The 24,564-nt window shown below is 43.1% G+C and carries 22 protein-coding genes; 16 read left to right on the forward strand and 6 right to left on the reverse strand.

What is annotated here, in order from left to right:
- The first annotated feature begins 55 nt into the window (after positions 1 to 55).
- Together ACST14_RS06225 and ACST14_RS06230 are read left to right on the forward strand one after the other, a co-directional pair.
- Positions 56 to 1,843, forward strand: a complete 1,788-nt coding sequence (locus ACST14_RS06225; protein WP_459461675.1) for an acyl-CoA dehydrogenase — start codon at positions 56 to 58, stop codon at positions 1,841 to 1,843.
- A 7-nt stretch (positions 1,844 to 1,850) separates the two neighbouring features.
- Positions 1,851 to 3,794 carry a M1 family metallopeptidase gene (locus tag ACST14_RS06230; RefSeq protein ID WP_459461677.1) on the forward strand — a complete coding sequence of 648 codons (1,944 nt, stop codon included), beginning with the start codon at positions 1,851 to 1,853 and terminating at the stop codon, positions 3,792 to 3,794.
- Between the two features lie 35 nt (positions 3,795 to 3,829).
- Here the strand turns inward: ACST14_RS06230 and ACST14_RS06235 are convergent, their stop codons facing one another.
- The 4 genes from ACST14_RS06235 to hemA all read right to left on the reverse strand — a co-directional run bounded on the left by ACST14_RS06235 (position 3,830) and on the right by hemA (position 7,739).
- Complete coding sequence (locus tag ACST14_RS06235) at positions 3,830 to 4,687, reverse strand: prephenate dehydrogenase (protein WP_459461679.1); 858 nt, start codon at positions 4,685 to 4,687, stop codon at positions 3,830 to 3,832.
- Positions 4,674 to 5,852, reverse strand: a complete 1,179-nt coding sequence (locus tag ACST14_RS06240; protein ID WP_459461681.1) for a pyridoxal phosphate-dependent aminotransferase — start codon at positions 5,850 to 5,852, stop codon at positions 4,674 to 4,676. Before ACST14_RS06240 ends, ACST14_RS06235 begins: the two co-directional genes overlap by 14 nt.
- 150 nt (positions 5,853 to 6,002) lie before the next feature.
- Complete coding sequence (locus tag ACST14_RS06245) at positions 6,003 to 6,455, reverse strand: regulatory protein RecX (protein ID WP_459461683.1); 453 nt, start codon at positions 6,453 to 6,455, stop codon at positions 6,003 to 6,005.
- A 9-nt stretch (positions 6,456 to 6,464) separates the two neighbouring features.
- Positions 6,465 to 7,739 (reverse strand): glutamyl-tRNA reductase, encoded by a 1,275-nt coding sequence (gene hemA, locus ACST14_RS06250; protein ID WP_459461685.1) that lies wholly within the window; start codon positions 7,737 to 7,739, stop codon positions 6,465 to 6,467.
- A gap of 109 nt (positions 7,740 to 7,848) precedes the next feature.
- On the opposite strand from hemA, the gene ACST14_RS06255 reads away from it, so the two are divergent.
- Genes ACST14_RS06255 through ACST14_RS06285 form a run of 7 tightly spaced genes read left to right on the forward strand, consistent with a single transcriptional unit; the run spans position 7,849 to position 15,025 of the window.
- The gene (locus ACST14_RS06255) at positions 7,849 to 8,673 is read left to right on the forward strand and encodes an SDR family oxidoreductase (RefSeq protein ID WP_459461687.1); all 825 of its coding nucleotides are present in this window, start codon (positions 7,849 to 7,851) and stop codon (positions 8,671 to 8,673) included.
- Positions 8,674 to 8,675: 2 nt separating this feature from the next.
- Positions 8,676 to 9,629 (forward strand): YheT family hydrolase, encoded by a 954-nt coding sequence (locus tag ACST14_RS06260; RefSeq protein ID WP_459461688.1) that lies wholly within the window; start codon positions 8,676 to 8,678, stop codon positions 9,627 to 9,629.
- Between the two features lie 11 nt (positions 9,630 to 9,640).
- Positions 9,641 to 11,551 (forward strand): phosphoglycerate dehydrogenase, encoded by a 1,911-nt coding sequence (gene serA, locus ACST14_RS06265; RefSeq protein WP_459461689.1) that lies wholly within the window; start codon positions 9,641 to 9,643, stop codon positions 11,549 to 11,551.
- Position 11,552: 1 nt separating this feature from the next.
- Positions 11,553 to 12,629, forward strand: coding sequence for an aminotransferase class V-fold PLP-dependent enzyme (locus tag ACST14_RS06270; protein WP_459461690.1), 1,077 nt, complete (start codon positions 11,553 to 11,555; stop codon positions 12,627 to 12,629).
- Positions 12,630 to 12,644: 15 nt separating this feature from the next.
- Positions 12,645 to 13,640 carry a Gfo/Idh/MocA family protein gene (locus tag ACST14_RS06275; RefSeq protein WP_459461693.1) on the forward strand — a complete coding sequence of 332 codons (996 nt, stop codon included), beginning with the start codon at positions 12,645 to 12,647 and terminating at the stop codon, positions 13,638 to 13,640.
- A complete protein-coding gene (locus ACST14_RS06280; RefSeq protein WP_459461695.1) occupies positions 13,633 to 14,289 on the forward strand; it encodes a GDSL-type esterase/lipase family protein in 657 nt (218 codons plus the stop codon). The genes ACST14_RS06275 and ACST14_RS06280 overlap by 8 nt, the downstream gene beginning before the upstream one ends.
- Positions 14,279 to 15,025, forward strand: a complete 747-nt coding sequence (locus ACST14_RS06285; RefSeq protein ID WP_459461697.1) for an NUDIX hydrolase — start codon at positions 14,279 to 14,281, stop codon at positions 15,023 to 15,025. Before ACST14_RS06280 ends, ACST14_RS06285 begins: the two co-directional genes overlap by 11 nt.
- A 2-nt stretch (positions 15,026 to 15,027) precedes the next feature.
- Here ACST14_RS06285 and ACST14_RS06290 read toward each other — a convergent pair whose 3' ends face one another.
- On the reverse strand, positions 15,028 to 15,744 hold the full coding sequence (locus tag ACST14_RS06290; protein ID WP_459461699.1) for a YebC/PmpR family DNA-binding transcriptional regulator: 717 nt from the start codon (positions 15,742 to 15,744) through the stop codon (positions 15,028 to 15,030).
- Between the two features lie 118 nt (positions 15,745 to 15,862).
- Between ACST14_RS06290 and ACST14_RS06295 the strand changes: the two genes are divergently transcribed.
- The 7 genes from ACST14_RS06295 (at position 15,863) to accD (ending at position 24,032) form a co-directional block, all read left to right on the forward strand.
- Entirely contained in the window at positions 15,863 to 18,091 is a 2,229-nt protein-coding gene (locus tag ACST14_RS06295; RefSeq protein WP_459461701.1) for a DUF5916 domain-containing protein, read from the forward strand.
- Between the two features lie 19 nt (positions 18,092 to 18,110).
- Entirely contained in the window at positions 18,111 to 18,620 is a 510-nt protein-coding gene (locus ACST14_RS06300) for a DUF2911 domain-containing protein (RefSeq protein WP_459461703.1), read from the forward strand.
- A 121-nt stretch (positions 18,621 to 18,741) separates the two neighbouring features.
- Positions 18,742 to 19,110 (forward strand): response regulator, encoded by a 369-nt coding sequence (locus tag ACST14_RS06305; protein WP_459461705.1) that lies wholly within the window; start codon positions 18,742 to 18,744, stop codon positions 19,108 to 19,110.
- A 4-nt stretch (positions 19,111 to 19,114) separates the two neighbouring features.
- Positions 19,115 to 19,885 carry an MBL fold metallo-hydrolase gene (locus tag ACST14_RS06310; protein WP_459461707.1) on the forward strand — a complete coding sequence of 257 codons (771 nt, stop codon included), beginning with the start codon at positions 19,115 to 19,117 and terminating at the stop codon, positions 19,883 to 19,885.
- Positions 19,860 to 20,534, forward strand: coding sequence for an HAD family hydrolase (locus ACST14_RS06315; protein ID WP_459461709.1), 675 nt, complete (start codon positions 19,860 to 19,862; stop codon positions 20,532 to 20,534). The genes ACST14_RS06310 and ACST14_RS06315 overlap by 26 nt, the downstream gene beginning before the upstream one ends.
- Positions 20,531 to 23,134, forward strand: a complete 2,604-nt coding sequence (locus ACST14_RS06320) for a T9SS type A sorting domain-containing protein (RefSeq protein WP_459461711.1) — start codon at positions 20,531 to 20,533, stop codon at positions 23,132 to 23,134. Before ACST14_RS06315 ends, ACST14_RS06320 begins: the two co-directional genes overlap by 4 nt.
- A 55-nt stretch (positions 23,135 to 23,189) precedes the next feature.
- A complete protein-coding gene (gene accD, locus ACST14_RS06325) occupies positions 23,190 to 24,032 on the forward strand; it encodes an acetyl-CoA carboxylase, carboxyltransferase subunit beta (RefSeq protein WP_459461713.1) in 843 nt (280 codons plus the stop codon).
- Between the two features lie 28 nt (positions 24,033 to 24,060).
- Here accD and ACST14_RS06330 read toward each other — a convergent pair whose 3' ends face one another.
- The gene (locus tag ACST14_RS06330) at positions 24,061 to 24,540 is read right to left on the reverse strand and encodes a 5' nucleotidase, NT5C type (RefSeq protein ID WP_459461715.1); all 480 of its coding nucleotides are present in this window, start codon (positions 24,538 to 24,540) and stop codon (positions 24,061 to 24,063) included.
- Between the last annotated feature and the right edge of the window lie 24 nt (positions 24,541 to 24,564).

Consider the following 24,564-nt stretch of genomic DNA (forward strand, 5'->3'; position numbering starts at 1 on the left):
GCTTGCATAATAGTTTTTTTCTCTGCAAATTTGTTGTAACCTAAACGTTATAACCATGGCAAAAGAATACGACCGTCGCAACCTAGACTTTATTTTAAACGAGGTTTTTGATACAGCCTCTCTGTGTAATTATCCTCGTTACGCGGATTATACCCCAGACATGTTTACTATGGTATTAGACTCAGCTGAATCCATTGCTGAGAAATACTTACGTCCTATCTACGTAGATTCAGATCGTAAAGCAGCTGAATTAGTGGATGGAATCGTACAAGTTCACCCGGGAATTGAGCCTTATATGAAGGAAATGGGCGAATCGGGTATGATCGGCTGTACGTTTGATTTAGAACATGGAGGTCAGCAAGTACCTTCGATGATCGGTGGGGCACACGAATTTATTCGTGGTGCTGCGCATAATTCAGCGGTCATGTTTACGGGATTATCCCACGGGGCAGCACACCTGATTGCCTCTTTTGGTTCGAAAGAATTAGCCGATACCTATGTGCCTAACATGTTAGCCGGCAAGTGGGCAGGAACGATGTGTTTGACAGAGCCGCAGGCAGGAAGTTCCTTGAATGATGCGTCTACTTCTGCTAAGGATTTAGGGGACGGAACCTATGCCATTAAAGGACAAAAAATATTCATTTCAGGAGGGGATAATCACTTCTCAGAAAATATCATTCACTTAGTTTTGGCTCGTTTAGAAGGAGCCCCAGCAGGTACAAAAGGGATTTCCCTTTTCGTGGTTCCTAAGAAGCGCATCGAAAACGGCGGACTAGTGAGTAACGAAGTTATCTCTTTAGGGGTTTACCATAAGATGGGCCAAAAAGCGACGCCTGCGCTTCACCTTTCTTTTGGCGATAAAGGCAATTCAATTGGCTATTTAGTAGGCGAACCGAATAGAGGTTTGTCTTATATGTTCCAAATGATGAACGAAGCCCGCTTAGGCGTAGGAATGGGCGGTGCTTATATTGCGTCTGCTGCTTACCATGCGTCGAAGCAATATGCAAACGAACGTGCTCAAGGTCGTTTATTAACGAATAAAGATCCGCATACACCTCCAACTTTGATTAAAAATCACCCGGATGTACAACGTATGTTATACTTCCAAAAAGCCATCGTAGAAGGCTCCATGGGTCTTTTATTCCAATGCTTTATGTGGGATGATTTAGCAAAGAGCCTAGACGGTGAGGCTAAAAAAGAAGCGCAAATGATGCTCGACTTGATGACTACCGTAGCTAAGACTTATCCAGCGGAAATGGGAACGCTTGCCGTAAACCAAGGCTTGCAAGTTTTAGGTGGTTATGGTTACACGGAAGATTTCCCATTAGAGCAGATGGCGCGCGATGTGCGGATTATGTCCATCTATGAAGGAACAACCGGTATTCACGGCTTGACTTTATTAGGTCGTGGCATTCCAGCAAACAATGGAGAGGCTTTGCAGACTTTAGGAAAATTAGTTTTCGCGGATATTGCGGTGGCTAAAGGACACGAAAGTCTAGCTAAATATGCTTCGATACTAGAGAAGGAATTAGAAAATTTAACGAAGGTGACGATGCATAAATTAGGCTTCGCAATGAAAGGGGAAATCGAAGTTTTCTTAGCGGATTCTACTTTATATATGGAATTATTCGGTCTGATTACAGTCGCTTGGCAATGGTTAAAGCAAGGTCATGTGGCCGCTGCCGCCTTAGCGAAAGGTGGTTTAAGTGCAGAGGACGAAGCTTTCTACAAGGACAAGATTCATACGATGAAATTCTTCTTCCACTATGAGGTGCCTAAAGCTTTAGGTTTATCAAAGCGTTTGTTAGATGAAGAAATTTTGACGATTTTTGATCACAAATAAGAATTTTATGTTAAAAAAACTGGTATTTATGGGCCTGTTGGCCTTGATTTCGACTGCGGCGAACGCACAAAGTAAGTATTCTGCCTACGAATTATTCCACCCTCTTTGGAACTATGGACCTGTTTCCTCTGCGCGTTCTGCAGCAGGTGTTCCGGGACCTGGATACTGGCAGAATTCGGCTGATTATAAGATCGCCGTTTCCTTAGACGATGTGGCGAACAAAATCACGGGTGATGTAGAGATTACTTACAAGAATAATTCTCCGGATAAATTACCTTTCTTGTGGTTGCAATTAGACCAAAACAGCTTCAATACACAATCTCGTGGAGGCAAGACGACACCGATAGCAGGTGGCCGTTTTGGTAATTTAGCTTTTGATGGTGGTTATAAAATCGAGAGTGTTACGATTGATGGCAAGCCAGCGAATTTTATCGTAGAAGATACCCGGATGCAGATTCGATTAGCGGCACCTTTGGCAGAAAAAATAGGAACGGCTAAAATCAAAATAGCTTACTCCTTTACTTCTCCCGAGAATGCATCGGACAGAATGGGTATTCAACAAACGAAGAATGGCGCGATTTATACGGTGGCTCAATGGTTTCCCCGCGTATGTGTTTATGATGATATCGAAGGATGGAATGTCTTGCCTTATTTAGGGGCGGGTGAATTCTATTTAGAATATGGAAATTTCGAGTATTCGATTAATGCACCGGCTTCTCACATCGTGGTGGGTTCGGGGGAATTATTGAATCCTTCAGAAGTGTATACGGCTGATCAAGTGAAGAAATGGGCTGCGGCGGCTAATTCAGAAACAACCGTGGTGATTCGTTCCGCAGCGGAAATTACAGACCCGGCTTCTCGTCCTGCGAAAGATCGCTTGACTTGGAAATTCAAGTGTAACAATGCGCGTGACGTGGCTTTCGCTTCTTCTAAATCCTTTATCCTAGACGCCTGCCGTATCAATTTACCTAGCGGTAAGAAGTCTTTAGCTGTTTCGGTTTATCCGGTAGAGTCAGACGGTAAGGACGCTTGGGGACGTTCTTCGGAATATGTGAAAGCATCGATTGAGCATTATTCAAATTGGTTATACGAGTACACCTATCCGGTAGCTACGAATGTAGCTGGTATTGTTTCAGGAATGGAATACCCAGGAATTATTTTCTGTGGTTACAAAGATAAGACCGCTTCTTTATGGGGCGTGACGGACCACGAATTTGGCCATAACTGGTTCCCTATGATTGTGGGTTCGAATGAGCGTAAGTTCGCTTGGATGGATGAAGGATTTAATACCTTCATTAACTTCTATTCGACAGATGCCTTTAATAAAGGCGAATACAAGAACCGTAAATTTGATATGCACGCGATTGCGAAGTCGATGTTCCGTGAAACGGCTGATCCGATTATGTCGATTCCGGATGTGATTCAAACGCGTAATTTAGGCTGGGAGGCGTATAATAAGCCAGGTTTTGGTTTACGTATTTTGCGTGAACATGTCTTAGGTGCGGATCGTTTTGATTATGCCTTAAAAAATTATATCTCCAAATGGGCCTTCAAACACCCTACCCCTATGGACTTTTTCCGCGCAATGGAAGATGGAGCCGGTGAAGATTTAGGTTGGTTCTGGAGAGCTTGGTTCTATGAACTTTGGAGACTTGATCAATCCGTGAAAGAGGTGGATTATGTGGAGCAGGATCCAGCCAAAGGCGCAGTGATTACCATCGAAAACTTAGACAAAATGGCGATGCCAGCTATCGTTGAAGTGGAATTAACGAGCGGAGAAAAAGAACGCTTTACGTTCCCGGTAGAGATTTGGCAACGAGGTGCTAGCTGGACATTCCGCACGTCGACGAAACTGCCGATCAAATCAGTGGTGATCGATCCAGATCATTCATTCCCTGATATGGATTCTAAGAATAATACCTGGAAGCCGATGAGTATTCGCAGTAGATAATGAAAAAGCCCTCGCAGAATTGCAAGGGCTTTTTTTTATCCTTTCAAAATGCGTCCGATATCATTCGCCTTTCCTAATTCTTCTTTCAGTTTTTCGTAGCTGCCAGAAAGCATTAGGCCCTTGTATTTCAAGAGGGTGTTGATATACTCGTCGAGCACGTCAAGCAGATTCTCTTGGTTTTGGTGGAAAATCTGGCTCCAGGTTTCTGGGGATGATTTCGCTAAACGTACCGTCGACTCAAAACCTGTCGAAGCTAATTCGAAGATGCGGGATTCATCCTTTTCTTTTTCTAATACCGTATTCGCTAGGGCGAATGAACAGATATGGGAGATATGTGAAATGTAAGCAGTGTGCACGTCATGCTCGATAGAACCCATGTAAATCAGGTTCATCTCTAATCCATGGCGGTATAAATCCTCGATTAAGGCAAGCGCTGCTGGATCACTTAATTCTTTGTCGCAAATAACGCCTCTTTTTCCCACGAATAAGCCCTGAACGGCCGCCTCCGGGCCAGAGAATTCGGTTCCGGCCATGGGGTGGGTAGAAACGAATTGAGCGCGTTTGGGGTGATGCTGTAAAGCTTCGAAAACCGGGCTTTTGGTGGAACCCACTTCGATGATGATTTGGCCGGGCTTTAGTGAGTCTAAGACAGACGGAATTAAAGCCACTAAAAGATCTACGGGAATGGCACAAACGAAGACATCGACTTGATCGATGGCCTCTTGCCAGGTGGCGATGCGGTCTACGAGTCTTAACGATAGCGCCTTTTTCTGGTGCTCGGTATTCGTATCGATTCCTACGATTTCAGAAGCCCATCCCGACTTGCGCAATCCAAGGGCGATGGACCCGCCTATCAAGCCGATACCAATAATACCTACTTTATGAGATTCCATTGCTGTGATTTTTGATGCGATCGATCGCTTGTGAGAAAACAGATTCTTGTGCGCAAAGCGAGATGCGGATGTATCCGTCGCCTTGGCTGCCGAAGATTCCCCCCGGCGTAATAAACACCGCGTTTTCATCTAAAATTTTATCTGATAACACATATCCGGAGGTGAATTCTGAAGGGATTTTGGCCCAAACAAACATCCCCGACTGAGCTGGATCATACACGCAGTTAATTAAATCTAAGAGTTCGAAAACTAGCTTCTGACGTGAACGGTAGATGCGGTTTTGATTCGCAAACCAAGCGCTATCTGCAGAAAGAGCTTTCACCGCGGCTTGCTGCAACGGTAAGAACATTCCAGAATCCATATTGGATTTAAACTTCAGCACGGGTGCGAGAAACTCCGCTTTTCCAAAAGCCGCCCCAATTCTCCAACCCGCCATGTTGTGGGATTTAGAAAGGGAATTCAATTCAATGGCCACCTCCTGCATACCTGGAATCGAAAGCATACTTAAAGGCTTATCGTTCAGAATGAAGCTGTAGGGATTGTCATTTACTAATAATATCGAATGACGAAGAGCAAAATCACGTAATTCGGTGAAGAATTCTACGGTTGCTTGCGCTCCTGTGGGCATGTGTGGGTAATTCACCCACATAATTTTCACTTTAGATAAATCGCGTTTTTCAAGGGCCACTAAATCAGGTAACCAGCTATTCGATGCCGATAATTCATAGCTTTCGACCGTTGCACCTGCGAGCGAACAAGCAGCTGAATAGGTTGGATAGCCTGGATTCGGGATTAAGGTTACATCCCCTTTTTCTAAATAGGCCATCGCGATGTGCATGATGCCTTCTTTAGAACCAATCAAGGGTAAAATCTCAGAGGCCGGGTTTACGGTTACTCCATAATGCGTTGCATAAAAAGAGGCGAATGCTTCTCGTAATGCCGGAATACCTTGGTAACCTTGGTAGGCGTGATGGGTCGGATTAGCAGCACTTTCCGTGAGTGCTGCGATGGTTTCAGCGGATGGGGCTAAGTCAGGGGATCCGATGCCTAAATTAATGATGGGCACGCCGGATTCCTTCAAAGCCGCAATCTGCTTTAATTTTTTAGAGAAATAGTATTCCTCTACGCTGTTTAAGCGGCTCGCCGCTGTGATGTGTAAGCTCATAAAACAAAAAACCGACATAAAGTCGGCTGATAGATTTGACAAAAAACTATATAACCGATTAGGCAGCGTTGTAATAACCTGCGTAATAATAACCTGTTAGATAGCTGTTTGCTTGTAATTTCATATGCCAAAGGTAGGGAAATTTTGCTTTTATGCAAATAAGGGCTTCAAAAGCTCGCGAACCAGCGAAGATTCGTATCCTTTAGAGAGACCATAATTATAGCATTTTTGGTAGCGCTGTGGCGAGGTCCCTGATTTTATCTCGTCTTTTTTCTTCTGCAAAAGTGCGCGTGCTTTCTCTATATAATCTTGATCGTTGATTCCATCCCAGGCGCTGGCTAATAAAGGGGCTGAAATACCACGCTTGCGTAATTCGTAATTAATTTTAGTGCGACCCCAGCTTTTTTGATTGAATTTAGAGCGGACGAAGATCTCGACAAAACGCGCCTCGTTCAGGTAATTGTTTTCCTTAAGCCAATCTAAATAGAATGGAAATTCCGCGGGCACAACCTCAAAAGTCTTCATCTTCTGCTCCAGTTCTTGCACGCATCTTTCCTGATAGGCGCAATAGCGGGCCAGCTTTTGAAGAATTTCGCTATTCATCAGGATTAGTTAAGATTCGATTTCTTCGAAACTTTCTAGATTGAACAGATCGTTCAATACATCCACCATTTTATCTGAATCACCGCGTTTGCAAGCAGCTTTTAGGTGAATGATAGGTTGTTTGATGATTTTTTGGACTAAACCAGCCGTAATTTTCTCCAGCTTCTCGGTCTCTTCCTTCGTCAAACCCTTCATATGGCGGTTCAATTCCTCTTTACGGATTTGCTCCAGCGCATTCTTCAATTTATTAATGGTAGGCGAAACCTCCATCTCTTTCGACCAATCATTAAAGCTGATAATGCTCTCTTCGATGATGGTCCTTACCTCTGGAATAGACGCTAAACGTGTGGCCAAAGCCTCATTCGCCCGCTCCTTCAAGGTATCGATGTTGTATAATAGCACCCCATTAATCTTCTCGATTCCGTCTTCGATACTACGGGGTACAGAAAGGTCGATGAAGTATTTAAAGGACAATAATTGCAATTTCTTGATCTCAGCTTGCGTGATAATCGGGCTATCCGTGCGAACAGACGAGATGATAATGTCAGCCGTTGCGATTTCCTTCCACAAGTCTGTGATAGGAGCTACTCTAAAAAGGTCTTTCCCAGCAGCGATTTTTTCTGCTTTTTCGATCGTGCGGTTCATAATCGTGAACTCTGCAAAATCTTTATCTTCCATGTTTTTGCAAACATCCAGCCCTATTTCGCCTAAACCTAGGATTAAGACTTTCGGGTTAGGGAGGGCTTGAGATAATTCTTCAGCTAAGGCAACGGTCGCATAAGAAACAGAGGCCGCTCCATCACGGAACGAGGTTTCTTGAGCTACGCGCTTATTCGAATAGAAGATGGTATGCATTAAACGGTGCAAATAAGGTCCAGCCATATTCGAATCCGCCGCTTGTTGATAGGCTTTCTTGATCTGGTTAGGGATTTGTAAATCCCCCACTACTTTCGATTGTAAACCTGTCGCTACTTCGAATAAATGGCGCAGAGAATCCTCTGTTTCATCCATTTGCTTGAAATAAGCCAGGTATTCTGCCGTATTGGTTAAGCCTTTCTCGATTAAGAAAGCTTTGATTAAATCGGTTGAAATGTCGCGATCTGAGGTATAATAGAACTCGGTGCGGTTACAAGTAGAAACGATTAATAATTCATTTAGGCCAAAAAGATCCTTGCACTTCACATAAAATCCTTTGCTCTCTTCTTCATTCAATGCTAACTGCTCACGAATAGCGAGCGGCGCAGTGCGGTGTGAAAGGCTGACGGATTTAAAAGGTAAAATCATTGTTGTCTTAAGCGAGATTATTAATTCACAAAAGTACGATGCAAAAATTAAAATATTATCCGTCTTTGAAAGAAAATCGTAATTTAGATGAAGAATAAATACGAACAAGATGCACTTCAAAAATAAGACCGTTTTTATCACGGGAGGATCCCGTGGAATTGGATTAGATATTGCAAAAAAATTAGCTTCAGAGGGCGCTAACATTGTTATTGCGGCGAAAACTTCGGAACCACACCCTAAATTACCGGGTACTATTCACAGCGCGGCAGCAGAAATTGAGGCGGCTGGGGGTAAGGCTTTGGCCTGTATGGTAGACATTCGTGACGAAAATCAGGTTTTAGCAGCGGTGAAAAAAGCGGTGGATACCTTCGGGGGTATTGATATTTTGATCAACAATGCCTCAGCCATTCAGCTCACGGGTACCTTGAGCACGGAGATGAAGAAATACGATTTGATGAATCAAGTAAATGCCCGGGGGACCTTTTTGTGTGCTCAGGCTTGTTTGCCCTATTTATTGAAATCGGAAAATCCGCACGTTTTGACGCTTTCTCCTCCCTTGAATGTAGAGGCACGCTGGTTTGAAAATCATGTGGCCTATTCGATTGCAAAATTTGGGATGTCTTTATGCACACTGGGTATGGCGTCGGAATTTAAGGGGAAGGTGGCATTTAATTCACTTTGGCCTAAAACAATCATATCTACTGCCGCGATTGAATTTGCGATAGGAAATGCGGCGATGATGCAATTAGGTCGCAAAGGGAGTATCATGGCAGATGCCGCTTCGGCTATCTTGCAGAAAGATGCGAAGACGGTAAGTGGTCACTTTTACATTGATGAAGAGGTATTGCGGGCTGAAGGTGTGACTGATTTTACACAATACCGCGTGAATCCGAATACGCCCGAAGATCAATTGCTCCCGGACTTTTTTATTTAACATTGGAAAATTATACTCCACCTCTTTGGTTACCGGACGGACACACGCAGAGTATTTATCCTTCCATTTTTCGGAAAGTGGCACTGAATGAAACACCTCGGCGGGAACGAGTGACCACACCGGATCAAGATTTCTTGGATATCGATTGGTATGGAGGCGAGCTCTCTGAGAGGCCGCTTTTAATCGTTTCTCACGGTTTAGAGGGTTCGAGTGATCGACAATATATCACGGGATTGATTAAAAAGATGAAGGGGATGAATGCGCTGGCTTGGAACTACCGCAGTTGTTCTGGAGAGCCTAATCTGAACTTGCGGTTTTACCACAGTGGGGCGACGGATGATTTGGACTTTATAATACGTCTGGCAATCGAACGGGGAGCCAAGGATATTTACCTGGCAGGATTTAGTTTAGGGGGTAACTTGACCTTAAAATGGTTAGGGGAACAGGGTAAAAATCCACCCAAAATGATTCGAAAAGCTATCGCATTTTCCGTACCTTTACACCTTTCATCGAGTAGCAAAAATTTAGCTAAGCGGGAAAACAGACTCTACACTCATCGATTTCTACAAACTCTCATTAAAAAGGTCAAGGAAAAGTCCGCGCGCTATCCTCAGGATATTACCGCGGAGATGATTGATTCGGTGAAGAGTTTAGTGGATTTTGACGATGTGATCACCGGGCCTTTGCACGGGTTTAAAGACGGGGAAGACTATTACGAAAAGAGTAGTTCCTTGTATTTTTTGGATCGGATTAACGTACCCACTTTAATCGTGAATGCAAAAAATGACCCTTTTTTATCGGCGGAATGTATTCCGGAAGACTATGTGAAGACCTTGGATTTTGTCCAATTAGACGCACAGGAAAAAGGAGGGCATTGTGGATTCTATCCGAAGAATTACCAGGGCTATACTTGGTCGGAGAATCGAGCCGAAATTTGGTTTAATAAAAGCATTTAGAAAATAATACTATGCCTACAGCTCAAGCAGAACCTTTAAAAATTGTAATTGATTTCGATAGTACGTTCACGAAAGTGGAGGGACTAGATGAATTAGCGAGAATCGCGCTTCAGGGAAATCCGAAGCAGGCGGAGATCGTAGGAAAGATTAAGGACATCACCGACCAAGGAATGGTAGGGGCCTATTCTTTTGCAGATTCTTTGCGCGATCGCGTGGCTTTATTGCCAGCGAATCGTTCGCACGTCGATCAATTAATCGTCTTTTTAAAGGGTAAAATCTCAGAGTCTTTTAAGCGCAACAAGGATTTTTTAGAAGAGAATGCCGCTCAAATTTTGATCGTATCCTCTGGTTTCAAGGACTTTATCGTTCCCGTGGTAAATGAGATGGGCATCCCGGAAGAGAACGTGTATGCGAATACATTTACCTACGATGCGGAAGGAAATATCACCGGTTATGACGCAGAAAATTTATTGTCTCAAGACAAAGGGAAAGTGCGTTTATTGCAATCCTTGCAGTTAGAAGGCGAGGTTTACGTGATAGGCGACGGCATTACGGATTATGAATTACGCGAATCTGGTTTAGCAAATAAGTTCTTTGCATTTACTGAGAACGTAACTCGCAAAGCGGTGACGGATAAAGCGGATTTTATCGTCCCGTCTTTAGATGAGTTTTTATATATCAACGGTTTAAGCCGGGCACAATCCTATCCTAAATCACGTATCAAAGTTCTTTTATTGGAAAATGTGCACCCAGGTGCCGTGAATACGTTTAAGAAAGAAGGTTTCCAGGTGGAATTATTAAAGGGCGCTTTAGACGAGGACGAATTGATCGAGAAGATTAAGGACGTTTCGATCGTAGGCCTTCGGTCTAAGACGCTTTTGACGAAGAGAGTATTAGACCACCCGAATGCGTCACGCCTGATGTGTGTAGGCGCCTTCTGTATTGGTACGAATCAAATAGATCTGATAGAATGTGAGAAGCGCGGGATCGCGGTTTTCAATGCGCCGTATTCGAATACGCGTTCGGTCGTGGAATTATCGATTGGTTTAATGGTGATGTTGACGCGTAATATCTTCGAGAAATCGACGAAAATGCATGCGGGTGTTTGGGATAAATCAGCGACGAATTCGTATGAAATCAGAGGTAAGAAAATCGGTTTAGTGGGTTATGGAAGTATCGGTACACAGATTTCCGTAATTGCGGAGGCGCTGGGTATGGAGGTGTATTTCTATGATTCGGTCGATAAATTAGCTTTAGGTAATGCCAAAAAATGCAGCAGCCTACAAGAATTATTATCTCATGCGGACTTTGTGAGTTTACACGTAGATGGTCGTAAGTCGAATACAAATATCATCGGGAAACAACAGTTTTCTTGGATGAAGGATAATGTAGTTTTCTTGAATTTGTCTCGTGGTCATGTGGTCGAAATTCCAGCCTTAGTGGAGGCGATTAAGTCAGGTAAAGTGTGGGGAGCGGCAATAGACGTGTTTCCTTATGAGCCTAAGACAAATGACGAGGAGTTTATCAATGAATTACGTGGATTGCCTAATGTGATTTTGACGCCGCATATCGGTGGAAGCACGGAGGAAGCACAGCAGAATATCGGGGAGTTTGTTCCCTCGAAATTATTGCAATTCATCAATAATGGCAGTACGTATGGTTCTGTGAATTTCCCTGAATTGCAATTGCCCCCATTAGAGGATGCGCACCGTTTATTGCACATTCACCACAATATGCCGGGGATTTTGGCCCAAATCAACCAAATATTCGCGAAATACCACGTAAATATTATCGGTCAATACTTAAAGACCACAGAAAATACGGGATATGTGATTACGGATGTGGCGAAGGAATACTCAGAGGAAATCGTGAATGAATTGAAGTTAATCGATAACACGATTAAGTTTAGAATGTTATATTAATATGAGCACCTTTTTTACCCCCGGCCCTGCGGCCTTATTTCCTACGGTTCAGTCCCATTACATGGAGGCATTCCGCTTAAACCTCGGTTCGATTTCCCATCGTTCCGCGGCTTTCCGTAAGATTTACCAGCATGCAGATGAACAATTGCGCGAATTATTCGCCTTGCCTAAAAGCCATGCCGTCCTGTTTACAGGTTCTGCAACAGAGGTGTGGGAGCGTATTTTAATGAATACCGTAGAGCACGAAAGTTTTCACTTAGTGAACGGTTCGTTTTCGAAGAAATTCTTCGATTTCTCTAAAGACTTGCACAAGTTTGCGAATTCGATGCACAAGCCTTTTGGCGAGGGTTTCGATGCGGCTGAAGTGGATGTGCCGGAATATGCGGAACTAATCTGCTGCACGGCGAACGAGACGAGTTCGGGCGTTCAAATGAAGGCCTCTGAAATTCACAAGATCAAGAAGGCGAATAAGGATAAGTTTGTGGCGGTGGACATGGTTTCCTCTGCACCTTACCCGAATTTGGATTTTAATTTAGTGGACTCCGCGTTTTTTAGCGTGCAAAAATCCTTCGGAATGCCCGCTGGTTTAGGCGTGTGGTTTGCGAATGAGGCGATGCTGGAGAAATCCGAGCGAATGAAGAAGCACGATGGAATCGTGGGGACCTACCACTCGCTGCCTAGCCTTTGGGAAAATTATAAAAATTTCGAAACGCCAGAAACACCTAACGTGATGGCAATCTATGTGTTAGGTAAAGTGGCGGAGGATTTTAACCGAATCGGAGTGGAGGAGATGCGCAAAGAGACGGATAAAAAAGCGAAGGCTTTGTATGATTTCGCAAAGAAATCAGATAAATTCGAGATATTCGTGGAGAATGAAAATCACCGTTCAGCGACTGTTGTAGTATTAAACTGCAAAGAAGGTAGCTCGAAAGTGATTTCTACGATTAAAGAAAAGAGTGATATGATTTTAGGGGCCGGATATGGCAAATTGAAAGAAACCCAAATCCGTATCGCGAATTTCCCAGCAGTAAATTTAGCCCAAGTTCAGTCTTTAATAACTGAATTAGGCGCCTTATAATATTAACCTAAAACTATGAAAAATACAGGACCCATCCGTTGGGGTATTTTGGCATGCGGTGGAATAGCCCGCAAATTTGCAGATGACTTAGCCTTTGTGAAAGACGGTTATTTAGCTGCCGTTTCTTCCAGAGATATTTCCCGTGCAGTCGAGTTTGCGTCCCATTATGGGCCAGATGTGAAGTGCTTTGGCTCTTACGAAGCGATGCTTTCGAGTGGCGAAATCGATGTGGTTTACATCGCGTCCCCGCATGGTTTGCACCACCAGCACACCTTATTGTGCTTGAACGCAGGAATTCCAGTCTTATGTGAAAAGGCGTTTGCGATTAATTCGAAGCAAGTAGCGGAGATGATTACAACCGCGCGAGAAAAACAGATTTTCCTGATGGAAGCCTTGTGGACGCGTTTTCATCCATCTATTGTGAAGCTGCAAGAGATTTTAGCTTCCGGCGTGATAGGTGATATCGTTCATTTGACAGCGGACTTTGGGTTTCAGGCCGAGTATATCCCGGAGGCGCGTTGGTTTAATCCAGCTTTGACCGGAGGATCCTTATTAGACATCGGAATTTATCCTTTATTTATCTCCAAATTCGTTCTCGGAAATCCCCTAGAAATGAAGGCAACGGGTGTAATGGCGCCCACGGGTGTTGATATGAATACGTCGATTGCCTTGAAATATAGTTCAGGAGCGACCGCTTCTTTATTCTCCACCTTTGCAACGAAGACCGATACGACCTGTGAAATTCACGGAACGAAAGGTAAAATCCACATGCATTCTCGTTTCCACGAAACGAAAGGCATCACCGTTACCATCCATGAAACCGATAAGGAAACGTTTTACGAAACAGAGCGTTTAGGCTGGGGATATAGTTATGAAGCGGAGGCGGTGCAAGCAGATTTGCGCGCTGGTCGCACAGAAAATGCGCTGATGTCCCATGCATTTAGTACGGAATTAATGGCTTTATTAGATGAAATACGTTCCCAAATCGGTTTAAAATACCCCAATGAATAAGATCCTTCTTTTACTACTTTTGTCTTTTGGCGTATTCGCCCAGAAGCCACTAAACCGCTTCGAAAAAGAGATTGTCTCTTACGAAAAGCTGGACTCGATCGCCATGCCTGCAAAAGGGATGAAATTATTTATCGGTTCCTCTAGCTTCCGGTTGTGGAAGAACTTTGAAGCAGATACAAAAGGATCGAATGCATTGAACCGTGGTTTTGGTGGAAGTACGCTGAAGGAGGCCTTGTATTATTTTGATCGCATGGTCGCTAAATACCAACCATCCTGGGTGTTTATGTATGAGGGAGATAATGATTTAACCATGGGAACAAGTCCGGAAGAAATTGCGGCTCAGTTCGAAGAGTTTTCTGGGCGATTAGCGAAGCAGGTTCCCGGAGCGAAATTAGTTTTCGTATCGGCTCGCCCTAGTTTAGCTCGTGCGGCGAACAAAGCCAAACAACAAGATCTGAATCAGCGAATTGCTGCCATCTCGACGAAGAAAAAAGGGCATTATGTAATCGATATGCATTCGCCTTTTTATAACGCAGATGGTACTTTGATGCAAGATATTTTTGTAGCCGATCGTTTACACCTGAATGAAAAGGGCTACGTGATCTTTGCGAAACAAATACAAAACTTCATTCAGCAACATGCCCAATAATGACATTTTAAAAGGTGATTGGTTACCGAATATTTCGGTAGACTGTGTCATTTTCGGGTTTCAAGAGAATCACTTAAAGGTGCTTTTGTTGAAATTTAGAAATAATGAGGTCTGGTCTATAGCGGGTGGATTTATCGGGAAAGAGGAGGATGCGGACGATGCGGCTAAACGAGTTTTGTGGCAAAGGACGGGGCTTGAAAATATCTATTTGCAGCAGTTTCACACCTTTGGTGATTTAAAAAGGAATATAGGCGCGATCGAAAAGCACGAGGAGATCAACCTAGCTATGGGCCGTTCTAACGAGGACTTAAAGTGGTTGTCGCTTCGTTATATTTCGATTGGTTATTATGCATTAGTTGATTATTCGAAAGTACTGGTAACCACAAACGATATTTCTGACGAATCAGCCTGGATGGAGGTAGATCAAATTCCGGCTTTATTTTTAGATCACAACGAAATCATTAAAACAGGTCTAGCGCATTTAAGAAGTTCGATTGATACGAAATTAGCCGCATTTAATTTATTGCCGGAGACCTTCACGATGTCGGAATTGCAAAAGGTCTATGAGACGATTTTAGGCAAGGAAATAGTTAGAACGAACTTCCAGCGCAAGATGTTGAGCTTAGATATTCTGGAGCGAATCGAAAAGAAATATTCAGGAGGAGCGCACAAGGCACCTTATTTATACCGTTTGGACAGAAAAAAAGCGGAGGCTTTTTTGAGCTCCGCTTCCTAATTTTATCCCATATTGTGGTAGACATTCTGCACATCTTCGTCTTCTTCTAGACGTTCGATGAGTTTTTCCACGTCAGCCGCTTGTTCCTCAGTTAATTCTTTAGTCTCGTCTGGGATGCGTTCGAAATCTGCTCCCATTAATTCAAATCCTTTTTCTTCTAAGAATTTTTGGATACCTCCAAAAGCCGTGAACTCCCCGTAGATGTTTATCTGATTCGTTTCTTCATCTAGGAAAACTTCATCGCCACCTAAGTCAATCAAGTCGAATTCTAATTCTTCTAAATCGATCTCTGGTTTCGCCGCGATTTTAAATACGGATTTGCGGGCAAAAATAAAGTCTAACATCCCTGTTGTTCCTAAACTTCCGCCACATTTAGTGAAGGAAGAGCGGATGTTTGCCACGGTACGGTTAATATTATCAGTCGTTGTTTCTACTAGGATGGCGATACCATGTAGTGCATATCCTTCGTAAACGATTTCTTTATAATCTTCTTGGTCTTTCGAAGTAGCGCGCTTGATGGCACGTTCTACGTTTTCCTTCGGCATGTTTACTGCCTTCGCGTTTTGAATGATCGCACGTAATCGGGAATTCGACGCTGGATCCCCACCGCCCGCTTTCACAGCGATCACAATATCCTTACCGATTTTAGTAAAGGTTTTGGCCATTTGACCCCAACGTTTGAATTTTCTCGCTTTTCTAAATTCGAAGGCTCTTCCCATAGTTCTGTATTTTACATTGCAAAAATAAAACAAGCTGATTGAAATCCGCTATCTCTACTAAAAAAAATCCCCCCACAGAACCGCGTTCTTAGCTCATAAAATTGTTTAAATTGCAGGGATGAGAAAATACCTTTTGTTTATTTTAGTTCTTCTGTCCACGGCCATTTTTGCCCAAAAGAAGAATGAAAACTATAAAATGTACATCAAGCAAAGCACCGGAGCTATAAAAATCGACGGTGTCTTAGATGATAAGGCCTGGTTTCAAGCGGCCGCTGTCAGCGATTTCATGATGTGCAATCCTTTCGATACACTTTTTGCCCAGCTTCGAACAGATGTGAAGATGGCCTACGATGATAAATACATCTATATTTCTGCGGAATGTTTTTTGAAAGAACCGGGGGCTTTTGTGGTGGAGTCGATGAAGCGGGACTTTGGCTTCGGGGTGAATGATAATTTTTTAGTCTTCATAGATACCTTCGAAGATAAGACGACGGGTTTTGCTTTTGGTGCGAATGCGGCGGGAGCTCAGTGGGATGGTCAAATGTCCGAGGGTTCTAAAGTAAATCTAAACTGGGATAATAAATGGGAGTCTGCGACGACCTATAAGCGAGATTCGTGGATTTTCGAAGCAGCGATTCCGTTTAAATCGATACGTTATAAGGGAAATGTGAGTCGTTGGGGGATTAATTTTTCCCGCTATGATTTGAAGGCCAAAGAAAAGTCAGCCTGGGCTCCTGTCCCTCGGCAGTTTCCAACCGCTGCCTTAGCTTATGCGGGAGTATTGGTTTGGGATACACCGCCACCTACCCCTAAGAAAAATATCTCGTTGATTCCTTACGTCTTATCAGGGGTATCGGCGAATTATGAGTCGAAAAATCCAGCTACCATGCGAAACCAAATTGGTGGCGATATCAAAGTGGCCATTAATTCCGGATTGAATCTAGACATGACCTTGAATCCTGATTTCTCCCAAGTCGATGTGGATCGGCAGCAGACGAATTTGGATCGTTTTGAGCTTTTTTATCCAGAGAAACGCCAGTTTTTCATCGAGAATTCAGACTTATTTGATGGATTTGGTACGGAAAGTATTCGTCCGTTCTTTTCGCGCAGAATCGGTTTAGCCCTGAATCCAAAGACGGGGATTTACGAGCAAACGCCCATTACCTATGGGGCACGTTTGAGTGGTAAATTGAACCAGGATTGGCGTATCGGAGTGTTGAATGTGCAGTCTGAGCGTATTGATGCGAAAGGAGTTCCTACCCAAAACTATTCCATGGTTGCTTTGCAGCGCAAGTTATTTGCTCGATCGAATTTCGGTGCTTACATGGTGAACAAGCAATCGTTCATTGATACCGATTTACAGCGTTCAAATGGTTTTCAGAATTATAATCGAGATGTAGGATTCGAATACAATTTAGCTTCAGCAGATAATTTTTGGACTGGATCGTTGTTTTATGCAAATACAATAAGTCCATTGCAGAAAGATCGTAGTTTTTCGCAGGCGGCTTCTTTGGCCTATAAAGACAATAACTGGACTTTCTCGGTGAAAGAATCCTGGGTAGGGGAAAATTATAATCCAGAGACCGGTTATGTCCCTCGGTTGAATTACTTCCAAGTTCAAACTGACGCAGGAAAGAATTTCTATCCGAAGAACAAGTCGACGAACTTATTTTATACGACACTCTCCGTGATGTCGATGAGCTATTGGAATAACCAAGGTACGTTCACGGACAATACCACCTTCACTTCTTTTGAAGGTACAATGAAAGATCGTTCTACTTTTGGAGTCTATCTTTCCTATGATTATGTGAAATTATTGTATGACTTTGATGCGACGCGGATGGGAAATACATCCTTGAAAAAGGGAACAGAGCATGATTGGTATGCGGTTAATGCGCGGTATATGTCATCTCCCATTAAGGCACTTACCTATTCCTTAACCTCTCGTTTGGGTGGTTATTATGGCAAGGGCTGGCGTACGGGAGTCACCGCAGATATCGGCTATCGCTTCCAGCCTTATGGAAGTGTATCGGTTGCCTTGGATTATAATGATATCGTAGATGTCTATGTACCCGGTACGGATGTGATGGCGGCGAAGAAGGTATCCTCTAATTTTTGGATTATTCGCCCCAAAATCGACATCACCTTTTCTAATAAATTATTCTTTGCTACCTTCTTTCAAATCAATCAACAAACAAAAAATATCAACTTAAATGCGCGTCTGCAATGGCGTTATAAACCAGCATCTGATTTATTTTTAGTGTACACGGATAATTATTTTCCGGAAATCATGCAAATTCGTAACCGCGCAGTGGTGTTGAAATTAAATTATTGGCTTAATTTGTAATCTAAAATAAAACATAATTATGAAAAAATTCTTAGTGCTTTTAACCTGTTTAGTTTCTTTCTCTGCTTTAGCACAGAAAGCTATCCCTTCACCTCCTGCCGTTGTTTCGCAAAAAGTAGGATCCACTGAAGTGATGATCAAATACGCACAACCGTCAGCTAAAGGACGTTTGGTTTTCGGAACGAAAGAAGCGAAAGCTTTAGTCCCTTATGGGGAAGTTTGGAGAACAGGTGCGAATGAGGCGACCACTTTCGAAATTTCGAAGGACATCACCGTTCAAGGAAAGACTTTAGCGAAAGGAGTTTATTCGTTATTATCTATTCCTGGTGCATCTGAGTGGACAATCATCTTTAATAAAGAAGCGAAAATGTGGGGTGCTTATACCTACAAAGCGGCAAATGACGTGTTACGCGTTAACGCACGCGTGAGCGAGCATGCTCCTACAGAGCAATTCACGATCGCTGTATCTGCGACGGGTCAAGTGACCTTGGATTGGGATAAATCATCTGTTTCTTTTTACTTGAAATAAAATCAAGATCTTGATAAAAAAGCGGCTCAGTAATGGGTCGCTTTTTTTATTGCCAAAATTCGTTTGAAATCCACATTCCTTTGGCTATTTTTACTCGCAATTGACGATAAATAAAGAATATATGAAAAAGGTATTGATAGCAGAAGATAGCTCAGTGATCCAAAATCTAGCTAAGAAGATTTTAGAATTTCAAAATTTTCAGATACACGCTGTGAAGAACGGTCAACAGGTTTTAGACGAATTAGCGAAGGCTGATTATGATATTATCTTATTAGATATCAATATGCCGGTAATGGACGGTATGGATTGTGCTCGCGCCGTTCGTGCTTTAGCAGACCAGAAAAAAGCAGCTATTCCGATGATTGCCATTACAGGAAATGCGCGTAACTATTCGATGGATGATTTCAAAGCCGCTGGATTCAATGATTTCTTAGCTAAGCCATTGAACTTCGATTCCTTGGTTTCTCAGGTGAAAGCCTTAACGGAATAAGTGCATGTCCCCTTCTAAAGTAACGTTTTTAGGAACGGGAACTTCGCAGGGGATTCCGATGATCGCTTGTGGCTGCGCGGTGTGCAAGTCCACGGATGAGCGAGATAAGCGGCTTCGTGTTTCGATTCATGTCGAAATCGGAGGCAAAAGTTTTATTATAGACACAGGTCCAGATTTTCGTCAACAGGTCCTTCGGGCTGGAATTAAACGACTGGATGCTGTTCTTTATACCCACGAGCATAAAGACCATACCGCCGGTATGGATGATATCAGGGGTTTTAATTACCACCAACAAGCCACTATTCCTTTGTATGCCCGGGCTCAAGTGATTGCGCAATTGAAGCGGGAGTTTGCCTATGCTTTTGGGGAAAATAAATACCCGGGTGCTCCTGAAATCGATGTATATGAGATCGATGGAACTCCTTTTACGGTACAAGGAATAGATATTCAGCCGATTTTCGTAAAACATTATTATTTAGATGTGTTGGGTTTCCGTTTTGGGAATTTTGCCTATGTGACGGATGCGAATGCCATCGCCCCAGAAGAGCAGGATAAATTACGGGACTTAGATGTGTTAGTCATTAATGCCTTGCGGAAAACGACGCATGTTTCTCATTTCACATTAGCCGAAGCACTCAAGTTGATAGCCGATTTAAATCCTAAGCAGGCCTATATCACACATATTAGTCACCAAATGGGCTTACATGCAGAGGTAAATAAAGAATTGCCACCTAACGTTTCATTAGCTCATGATGGGCTTATCCTTCACTTCTAATATGTCCATGAAAGCAGTTTTATTCGATATGGATGGCGTGATTGTAGATAATCTACCGTATCACGTGGAGGCTTGGTTACTTTTTTGCGAGCGAAACGGAATTCCATTGACTAAGGAGGTATTTTACAAAGAACTCAATGGAATGAATTCAAAAGATACCTTCGAGTGGTTTTATAAAAGAGACATGTCGCGGGCGGAAGTAGAAGTGTTAGAAGAAGAGAAAGAATTGCTTTACCGCGCCTTTTATGAAGAATACCGTAAGCCAGCGGAAGGGCTGCTAGAATTTTTACAAGCATTGCGTTCAAGAGGAATTAAGACGGCTTTAGCTACCTCGGCGGGTCCAGGAAATATTGATTTTATTGTGGATGGTTTAGGAATTCGAGATCAGTTTGATGCCATTATCGGTGGAGCTGAAGTAACGAAGGGGAAGCCAGATCCAGAGATTTATGTTAAAGCTGCGGCCTTAGTGGGCGTAGCCACAGCGGATTGCTGGGTGATCGAAGATTCTCTTCAAGGGATCGCCTCAGGTCTTGCCGCTGGCGCTCGAGTGGTAGGGATGACGACTTCGCATACGGCGGAAGAATTAGCACACACTCAGGTAATTACACCTAATTTTGTAGATTTGTTTTCTAAAATAGTCGCTCTATGAGAAACCTGATAATCGTATTTTTATTAACCTGCACGGCGTCTTTTGCCCAAAAAAGCCGCAATACCATGGAAATGGTACCAGGCAAAATAATCGAGGAATTCGTGCCTGAATATAAGGGTTTGAAGCGCGATTTACCGGAAGGCTATACCGAAAACATGCGCGCCATTTTAGCGCAAGCGGCGGCGATTAAATTAGATGCATCGACGCAGACGAAGGCATCTGCAACCATTGTTTTAACCTATGAAACAGCCCCTCCAGCAGATGTAAAGGTTGTTTTCGAGAAGGCAGCTGCCGTCTGGTCTACGGTTTTTTCTTCCGATGTGCCTATTAATGTTTATGTGAAATGGGCTTCGTTAGCTACAAACGTTTTAGGTAGTGCGGGTGCGACAGCAAACGTGCGCAACTTTGTGGGAGCGAATCGATTGAATACGTTTTATCCCATTGCTTTGGCCGAAAAAATGGCCCATAAAAACCTGAATGGAACGAACGCTGATGTGGTGGCCACGTTTAATTCGGACTTTACGGCCTGGTATATTGCGATAGATGGAATGCCGACTATTAATCAAATCGACCTTTATTCGGTTGTTTTACATGAAATTGGACATGGATTAGGATTTATCGGTCAGGTGGGCGTGGAAGATGGGAAAGCTGGTTATGGTTATCCTGGAATATTTGATCAGTTTATGGTCAATGAGGGGAATGTTGCCTTGATGGACACGAATAATTATAAGAATTCATCAGCTGCACTTTTTACACAATTGACCTCTGGAAAAATCAACTTGTCTTCTCCATCCATTTTGCAGAATAATGGAAGTGCGGGGAAATTATATACACCTTCTGCTTATTCGGCAGGATCGAGTATTTACCATGTGGACCAGGTGAAATACCCGGTAGGTGATGCAAATGCCTTAATGACTCCACAAATTGCGCGTGGTGAGGTAACGCGTAGCATTGGTCCGATTGTGACGTCTGCTTTCAATGATTTTGGCTGGTATTCTTCGAACCTGATAGGGGAGGAGTTTGATGATACGGAGGATCAGGCAACGGATAAGGTCTTTTCGGTGAAGGTATATTCGGATACGCTTTGGGATGAATCATCATTAAAACTCTATTTAGCCATTAATTCGACAATTTTTAGTCCTATTTCCACTTTTACAAAAGCAGGGAATACCTATTCGTATTCTTTGCCTAAGAGTGCGTCATCCAGAAATATCAAGTATTACTGGTATGCAAAGGAAAAATCGGGTAAGAAATTTGTGACACCGGCGGAGGCACCTCTTGTTTCGGGCACTACATTGGGGAGTTATTTTGAGTTCAATATCGCACCAGATACAACGAAGCCGATTGTTTTGTATGCGAATCCCTTGAAGTATATTTTCACCTCTCAAACCACGGTTCCTCTGCCTACGCTCTTAGCGTCGGATAATATCGGCATTGATACCATCTATATGGAGTATTCCATTAATAGCGGGGCAACTATTCGAAAGGGTTTTAAGAAAGTGGCTGGTTTGAGCTTTAGTTTTACGAATAGTTTTGAATTTGCATCGGGCTTATTGAAATCCGGTGATGTAATTAAATACCGTATTATAGTGAAGGATAAGGCCAAAATCACGAATTCCGTCACGCTTCCCGCCACAGGAAACTATGAATTTGCTGTCATAGGCTTGCAGGCAGCAGTGGGGAGTTACGTACAGAATTTTGATACCCCTCCTACGACTGATTTTTATTTAAAAGGCTTCACTTTTGCGAAGCCATCCGATTTTACGACGACCGGTTTGCATAGTGCGCACCCTTATGCTGATGGTACCGAGGAGTCTTATAATGGCGCAGGCGGGTCTGATAAGTTTACGAACAGCGACGCTATTTTGTTAAAACCGATTACGGTTCGGTCGGATTCGTCTAAAATGTATTTTGATGAGGTCGTTTTAGTGGAGCCAGGAGAACCCGGAGCGTCTTTCTTAAATCCTGATGGATCGGTGAATCGCAGTTTTTATGATTATGTGACGGTTCAGGCTTCAAATGACTTAGGTAAAAACTGGTATAATTTAATCAATGGTTGGGATTCGAATTTCTCTACGGTGTGGTTGAATGCGTATAATACGGGCTTTGACTCGAAGGGAAATTCGACGGCTGAGGGATCGTCTACGTTGGTCAAAAAACGAGAAATCGACATTCTTTCTTCTGGCAAATTTAAAGCCGGGGATCAGTTAGTCTTCCGTTTCCGTTTACACGCAGACGTGGGAGCGCACGGCTGGGGCTGGGCAATCGATAATTTAAATGTGCAAGGTGCAGTGGCTCCACCACCACCTCCGCTAATTTTAGCACTTGAACCGTTTACGCTGTTGCCAGAATTGCGGGTTTCACCTAATCCTTCCTCTCGTATGGTTCGCGTTCAATTAGCTGTAGGATCACAGGACGAAGAAGTTCGTGCGGGTATTCTAGGAGCTGCTGGGCAATGGGTTCAGCAAGAAAGTATTCAGGTGAAAGGGGGGTATTTAGATAAGCAATTTGATATTTCGTCTCTGCCTACTGGAACGTATTTTGTCCAAGTGATTACGAATAGAAATGTATATAATAAGCGAATTATTGTGGTTCGCTAAGGCCTAGCAAAGCTTTTTACTTATCTTTGCAGACTTAATCATTAAAATTAGCCCTATGTCTTGGTTTTCAAGAAAAGAAAAAGGAATTGTCACACCTACTGCCTCTAAATTAGATGCGCCAGATGGTTTGTGGTACCAATGTCCGTCTTGTAAAAAAGCGATTCATACACGGGAACACCGTTTGTTTGCCTACACTTGCTCTGGATGTAACTACCACGAGAAGATCGGTTCACAAGATTATTTCGAGTTATTATTTGATAACTCGATCTATACGGAATTAGATCCGATGATGGGATCAGGCGATCCATTAGAATTTACAGACACGAAAAAATATACGGATCGTATCAAAGCGACGGAATACAGTACAGGCTTAAAAGATGCGGTAAGAACAGCTTACGGCGAGATCAACGGTTTGCCCATCACCATTGCGGCGATGGACTTTAATTTCATCGGAGGATCCATGGGTTCCGTGGTGGGAGAGAAGATCACCCGCGGCATGCGTCATTCCTTAGAAACAGGTAAGCCTTTCTTGATGATCTCTCGCTCCGGCGGAGCTCGTATGATGGAGGCTGGTTTTTCTTTAATGCAGATGGCCAAAACCTCTTCTTTAATCGCCCTCCTCGCAGAAGCTAAAATTCCGTACATCTCTTTGATGACCAATCCGACCACCGGCGGTGTGACGGCTTCCTTCGCGATGCTAGGTGACTTTAATATTGCTGAACCAGGAGCATTAATCGGCTTCGCTGGTCCACGTGTTATCAAAGAAACAATAGGCAAGGATTTGCCTAAAGGATTCCAAAGCTCCGAGTTTGTAGAAGAACATGGTTTCTTAGACTTTATCGTCGATCGCAAAGATTTGAAAGACAAATTGAGTTCCTTATTAGGAATGTTGAAATAAAGAAAGCCAGCTGATGCTGGCTTTTTTGTTATAATAACTTTTTCAAAACATCATCCCAGGTGCGATAGGCATTCCAAGATTTCGTTTCGTAGGCCCACCCGAAAGGAAGTAACTCTCCTTTAAAATCTTTGGCACCATTCGCCTCTCGATCATCGATTAAATAATCCCCTATTAGAAGATCTTTTCGATGGGTGATAATCATTTTCTTTTTGAAGAGATCTTGAAAATGATCTTCAATCCATTCTCTTTTATGCATCGCTGATTCTACATTTCCCCAGGTAGCAGATGTAGCGATAAAAAGCTCATATAATCCCGATTCAGCTAGTTTTAAGATGGATTCTTTAGCTCCAGCTATCGGTTTAGGGTTTCTAAATATGCCCGGAATTTCATCGGGATTATGCTGAAAAATTGATTTGTAGTCAGGGTTAGCATCAAAATGAAAATCAATTTGACCTTGAAAGTCAACAATGACGCCATCCATGTCTATGTAGATTATTTTTTTATTCATAGGATTCTTATGAAAATTTATTCT

The sequence above is a fragment of the Aquirufa sp. A-Brett2-15D genome, from assembly GCF_054558735.1.

What these genes read in the sequence shown, in the direction of transcription:
- ACST14_RS06310 (WP_459461707.1), top strand. Translation starts at nt 19,115, where the DNA reads ATGTCCCCTTCTAAAGTAACGTTTTTAGGAACGGGAACTTCGCAGGGG.
- ACST14_RS06280 (WP_459461695.1), top strand. Translation starts at nt 13,633, where the DNA reads ATGAATAAGATCCTTCTTTTACTACTTTTGTCTTTTGGCGTATTCGCC.
- accD (WP_459461713.1), top strand. Translation starts at nt 23,190, where the DNA reads ATGTCTTGGTTTTCAAGAAAAGAAAAAGGAATTGTCACACCTACTGCC.
- ACST14_RS06255 (WP_459461687.1), top strand. Translation starts at nt 7,849, where the DNA reads ATGCACTTCAAAAATAAGACCGTTTTTATCACGGGAGGATCCCGTGGA.
- ACST14_RS06235 (WP_459461679.1), bottom strand. Translation starts at nt 4,687, where the DNA reads ATGGAATCTCATAAAGTAGGTATTATTGGTATCGGCTTGATAGGCGGG.
- ACST14_RS06290 (WP_459461699.1), bottom strand. Translation starts at nt 15,744, where the DNA reads ATGGGAAGAGCCTTCGAATTTAGAAAAGCGAGAAAATTCAAACGTTGG.
- ACST14_RS06275 (WP_459461693.1), top strand. Translation starts at nt 12,645, where the DNA reads ATGAAAAATACAGGACCCATCCGTTGGGGTATTTTGGCATGCGGTGGA.
- ACST14_RS06240 (WP_459461681.1), bottom strand. Translation starts at nt 5,852, where the DNA reads ATGAGCTTACACATCACAGCGGCGAGCCGCTTAAACAGCGTAGAGGAA.
- ACST14_RS06245 (WP_459461683.1), bottom strand. Translation starts at nt 6,455, where the DNA reads ATGAATAGCGAAATTCTTCAAAAGCTGGCCCGCTATTGCGCCTATCAG.
- ACST14_RS06270 (WP_459461690.1), top strand. Translation starts at nt 11,553, where the DNA reads ATGAGCACCTTTTTTACCCCCGGCCCTGCGGCCTTATTTCCTACGGTT.
- ACST14_RS06300 (WP_459461703.1), top strand. Translation starts at nt 18,111, where the DNA reads ATGAAAAAATTCTTAGTGCTTTTAACCTGTTTAGTTTCTTTCTCTGCT.
- ACST14_RS06295 (WP_459461701.1), top strand. Translation starts at nt 15,863, where the DNA reads ATGAGAAAATACCTTTTGTTTATTTTAGTTCTTCTGTCCACGGCCATT.
- ACST14_RS06330 (WP_459461715.1), bottom strand. Translation starts at nt 24,540, where the DNA reads ATGAATAAAAAAATAATCTACATAGACATGGATGGCGTCATTGTTGAC.
- ACST14_RS06225 (WP_459461675.1), top strand. Translation starts at nt 56, where the DNA reads ATGGCAAAAGAATACGACCGTCGCAACCTAGACTTTATTTTAAACGAG.
- serA (WP_459461689.1), top strand. Translation starts at nt 9,641, where the DNA reads ATGCCTACAGCTCAAGCAGAACCTTTAAAAATTGTAATTGATTTCGAT.
- ACST14_RS06285 (WP_459461697.1), top strand. Translation starts at nt 14,279, where the DNA reads ATGCCCAATAATGACATTTTAAAAGGTGATTGGTTACCGAATATTTCG.
- ACST14_RS06305 (WP_459461705.1), top strand. Translation starts at nt 18,742, where the DNA reads ATGAAAAAGGTATTGATAGCAGAAGATAGCTCAGTGATCCAAAATCTA.
- hemA (WP_459461685.1), bottom strand. Translation starts at nt 7,739, where the DNA reads ATGATTTTACCTTTTAAATCCGTCAGCCTTTCACACCGCACTGCGCCG.
- ACST14_RS06315 (WP_459461709.1), top strand. Translation starts at nt 19,860, where the DNA reads ATGATGGGCTTATCCTTCACTTCTAATATGTCCATGAAAGCAGTTTTA.
- ACST14_RS06320 (WP_459461711.1), top strand. Translation starts at nt 20,531, where the DNA reads ATGAGAAACCTGATAATCGTATTTTTATTAACCTGCACGGCGTCTTTT.
- ACST14_RS06230 (WP_459461677.1), top strand. Translation starts at nt 1,851, where the DNA reads ATGTTAAAAAAACTGGTATTTATGGGCCTGTTGGCCTTGATTTCGACT.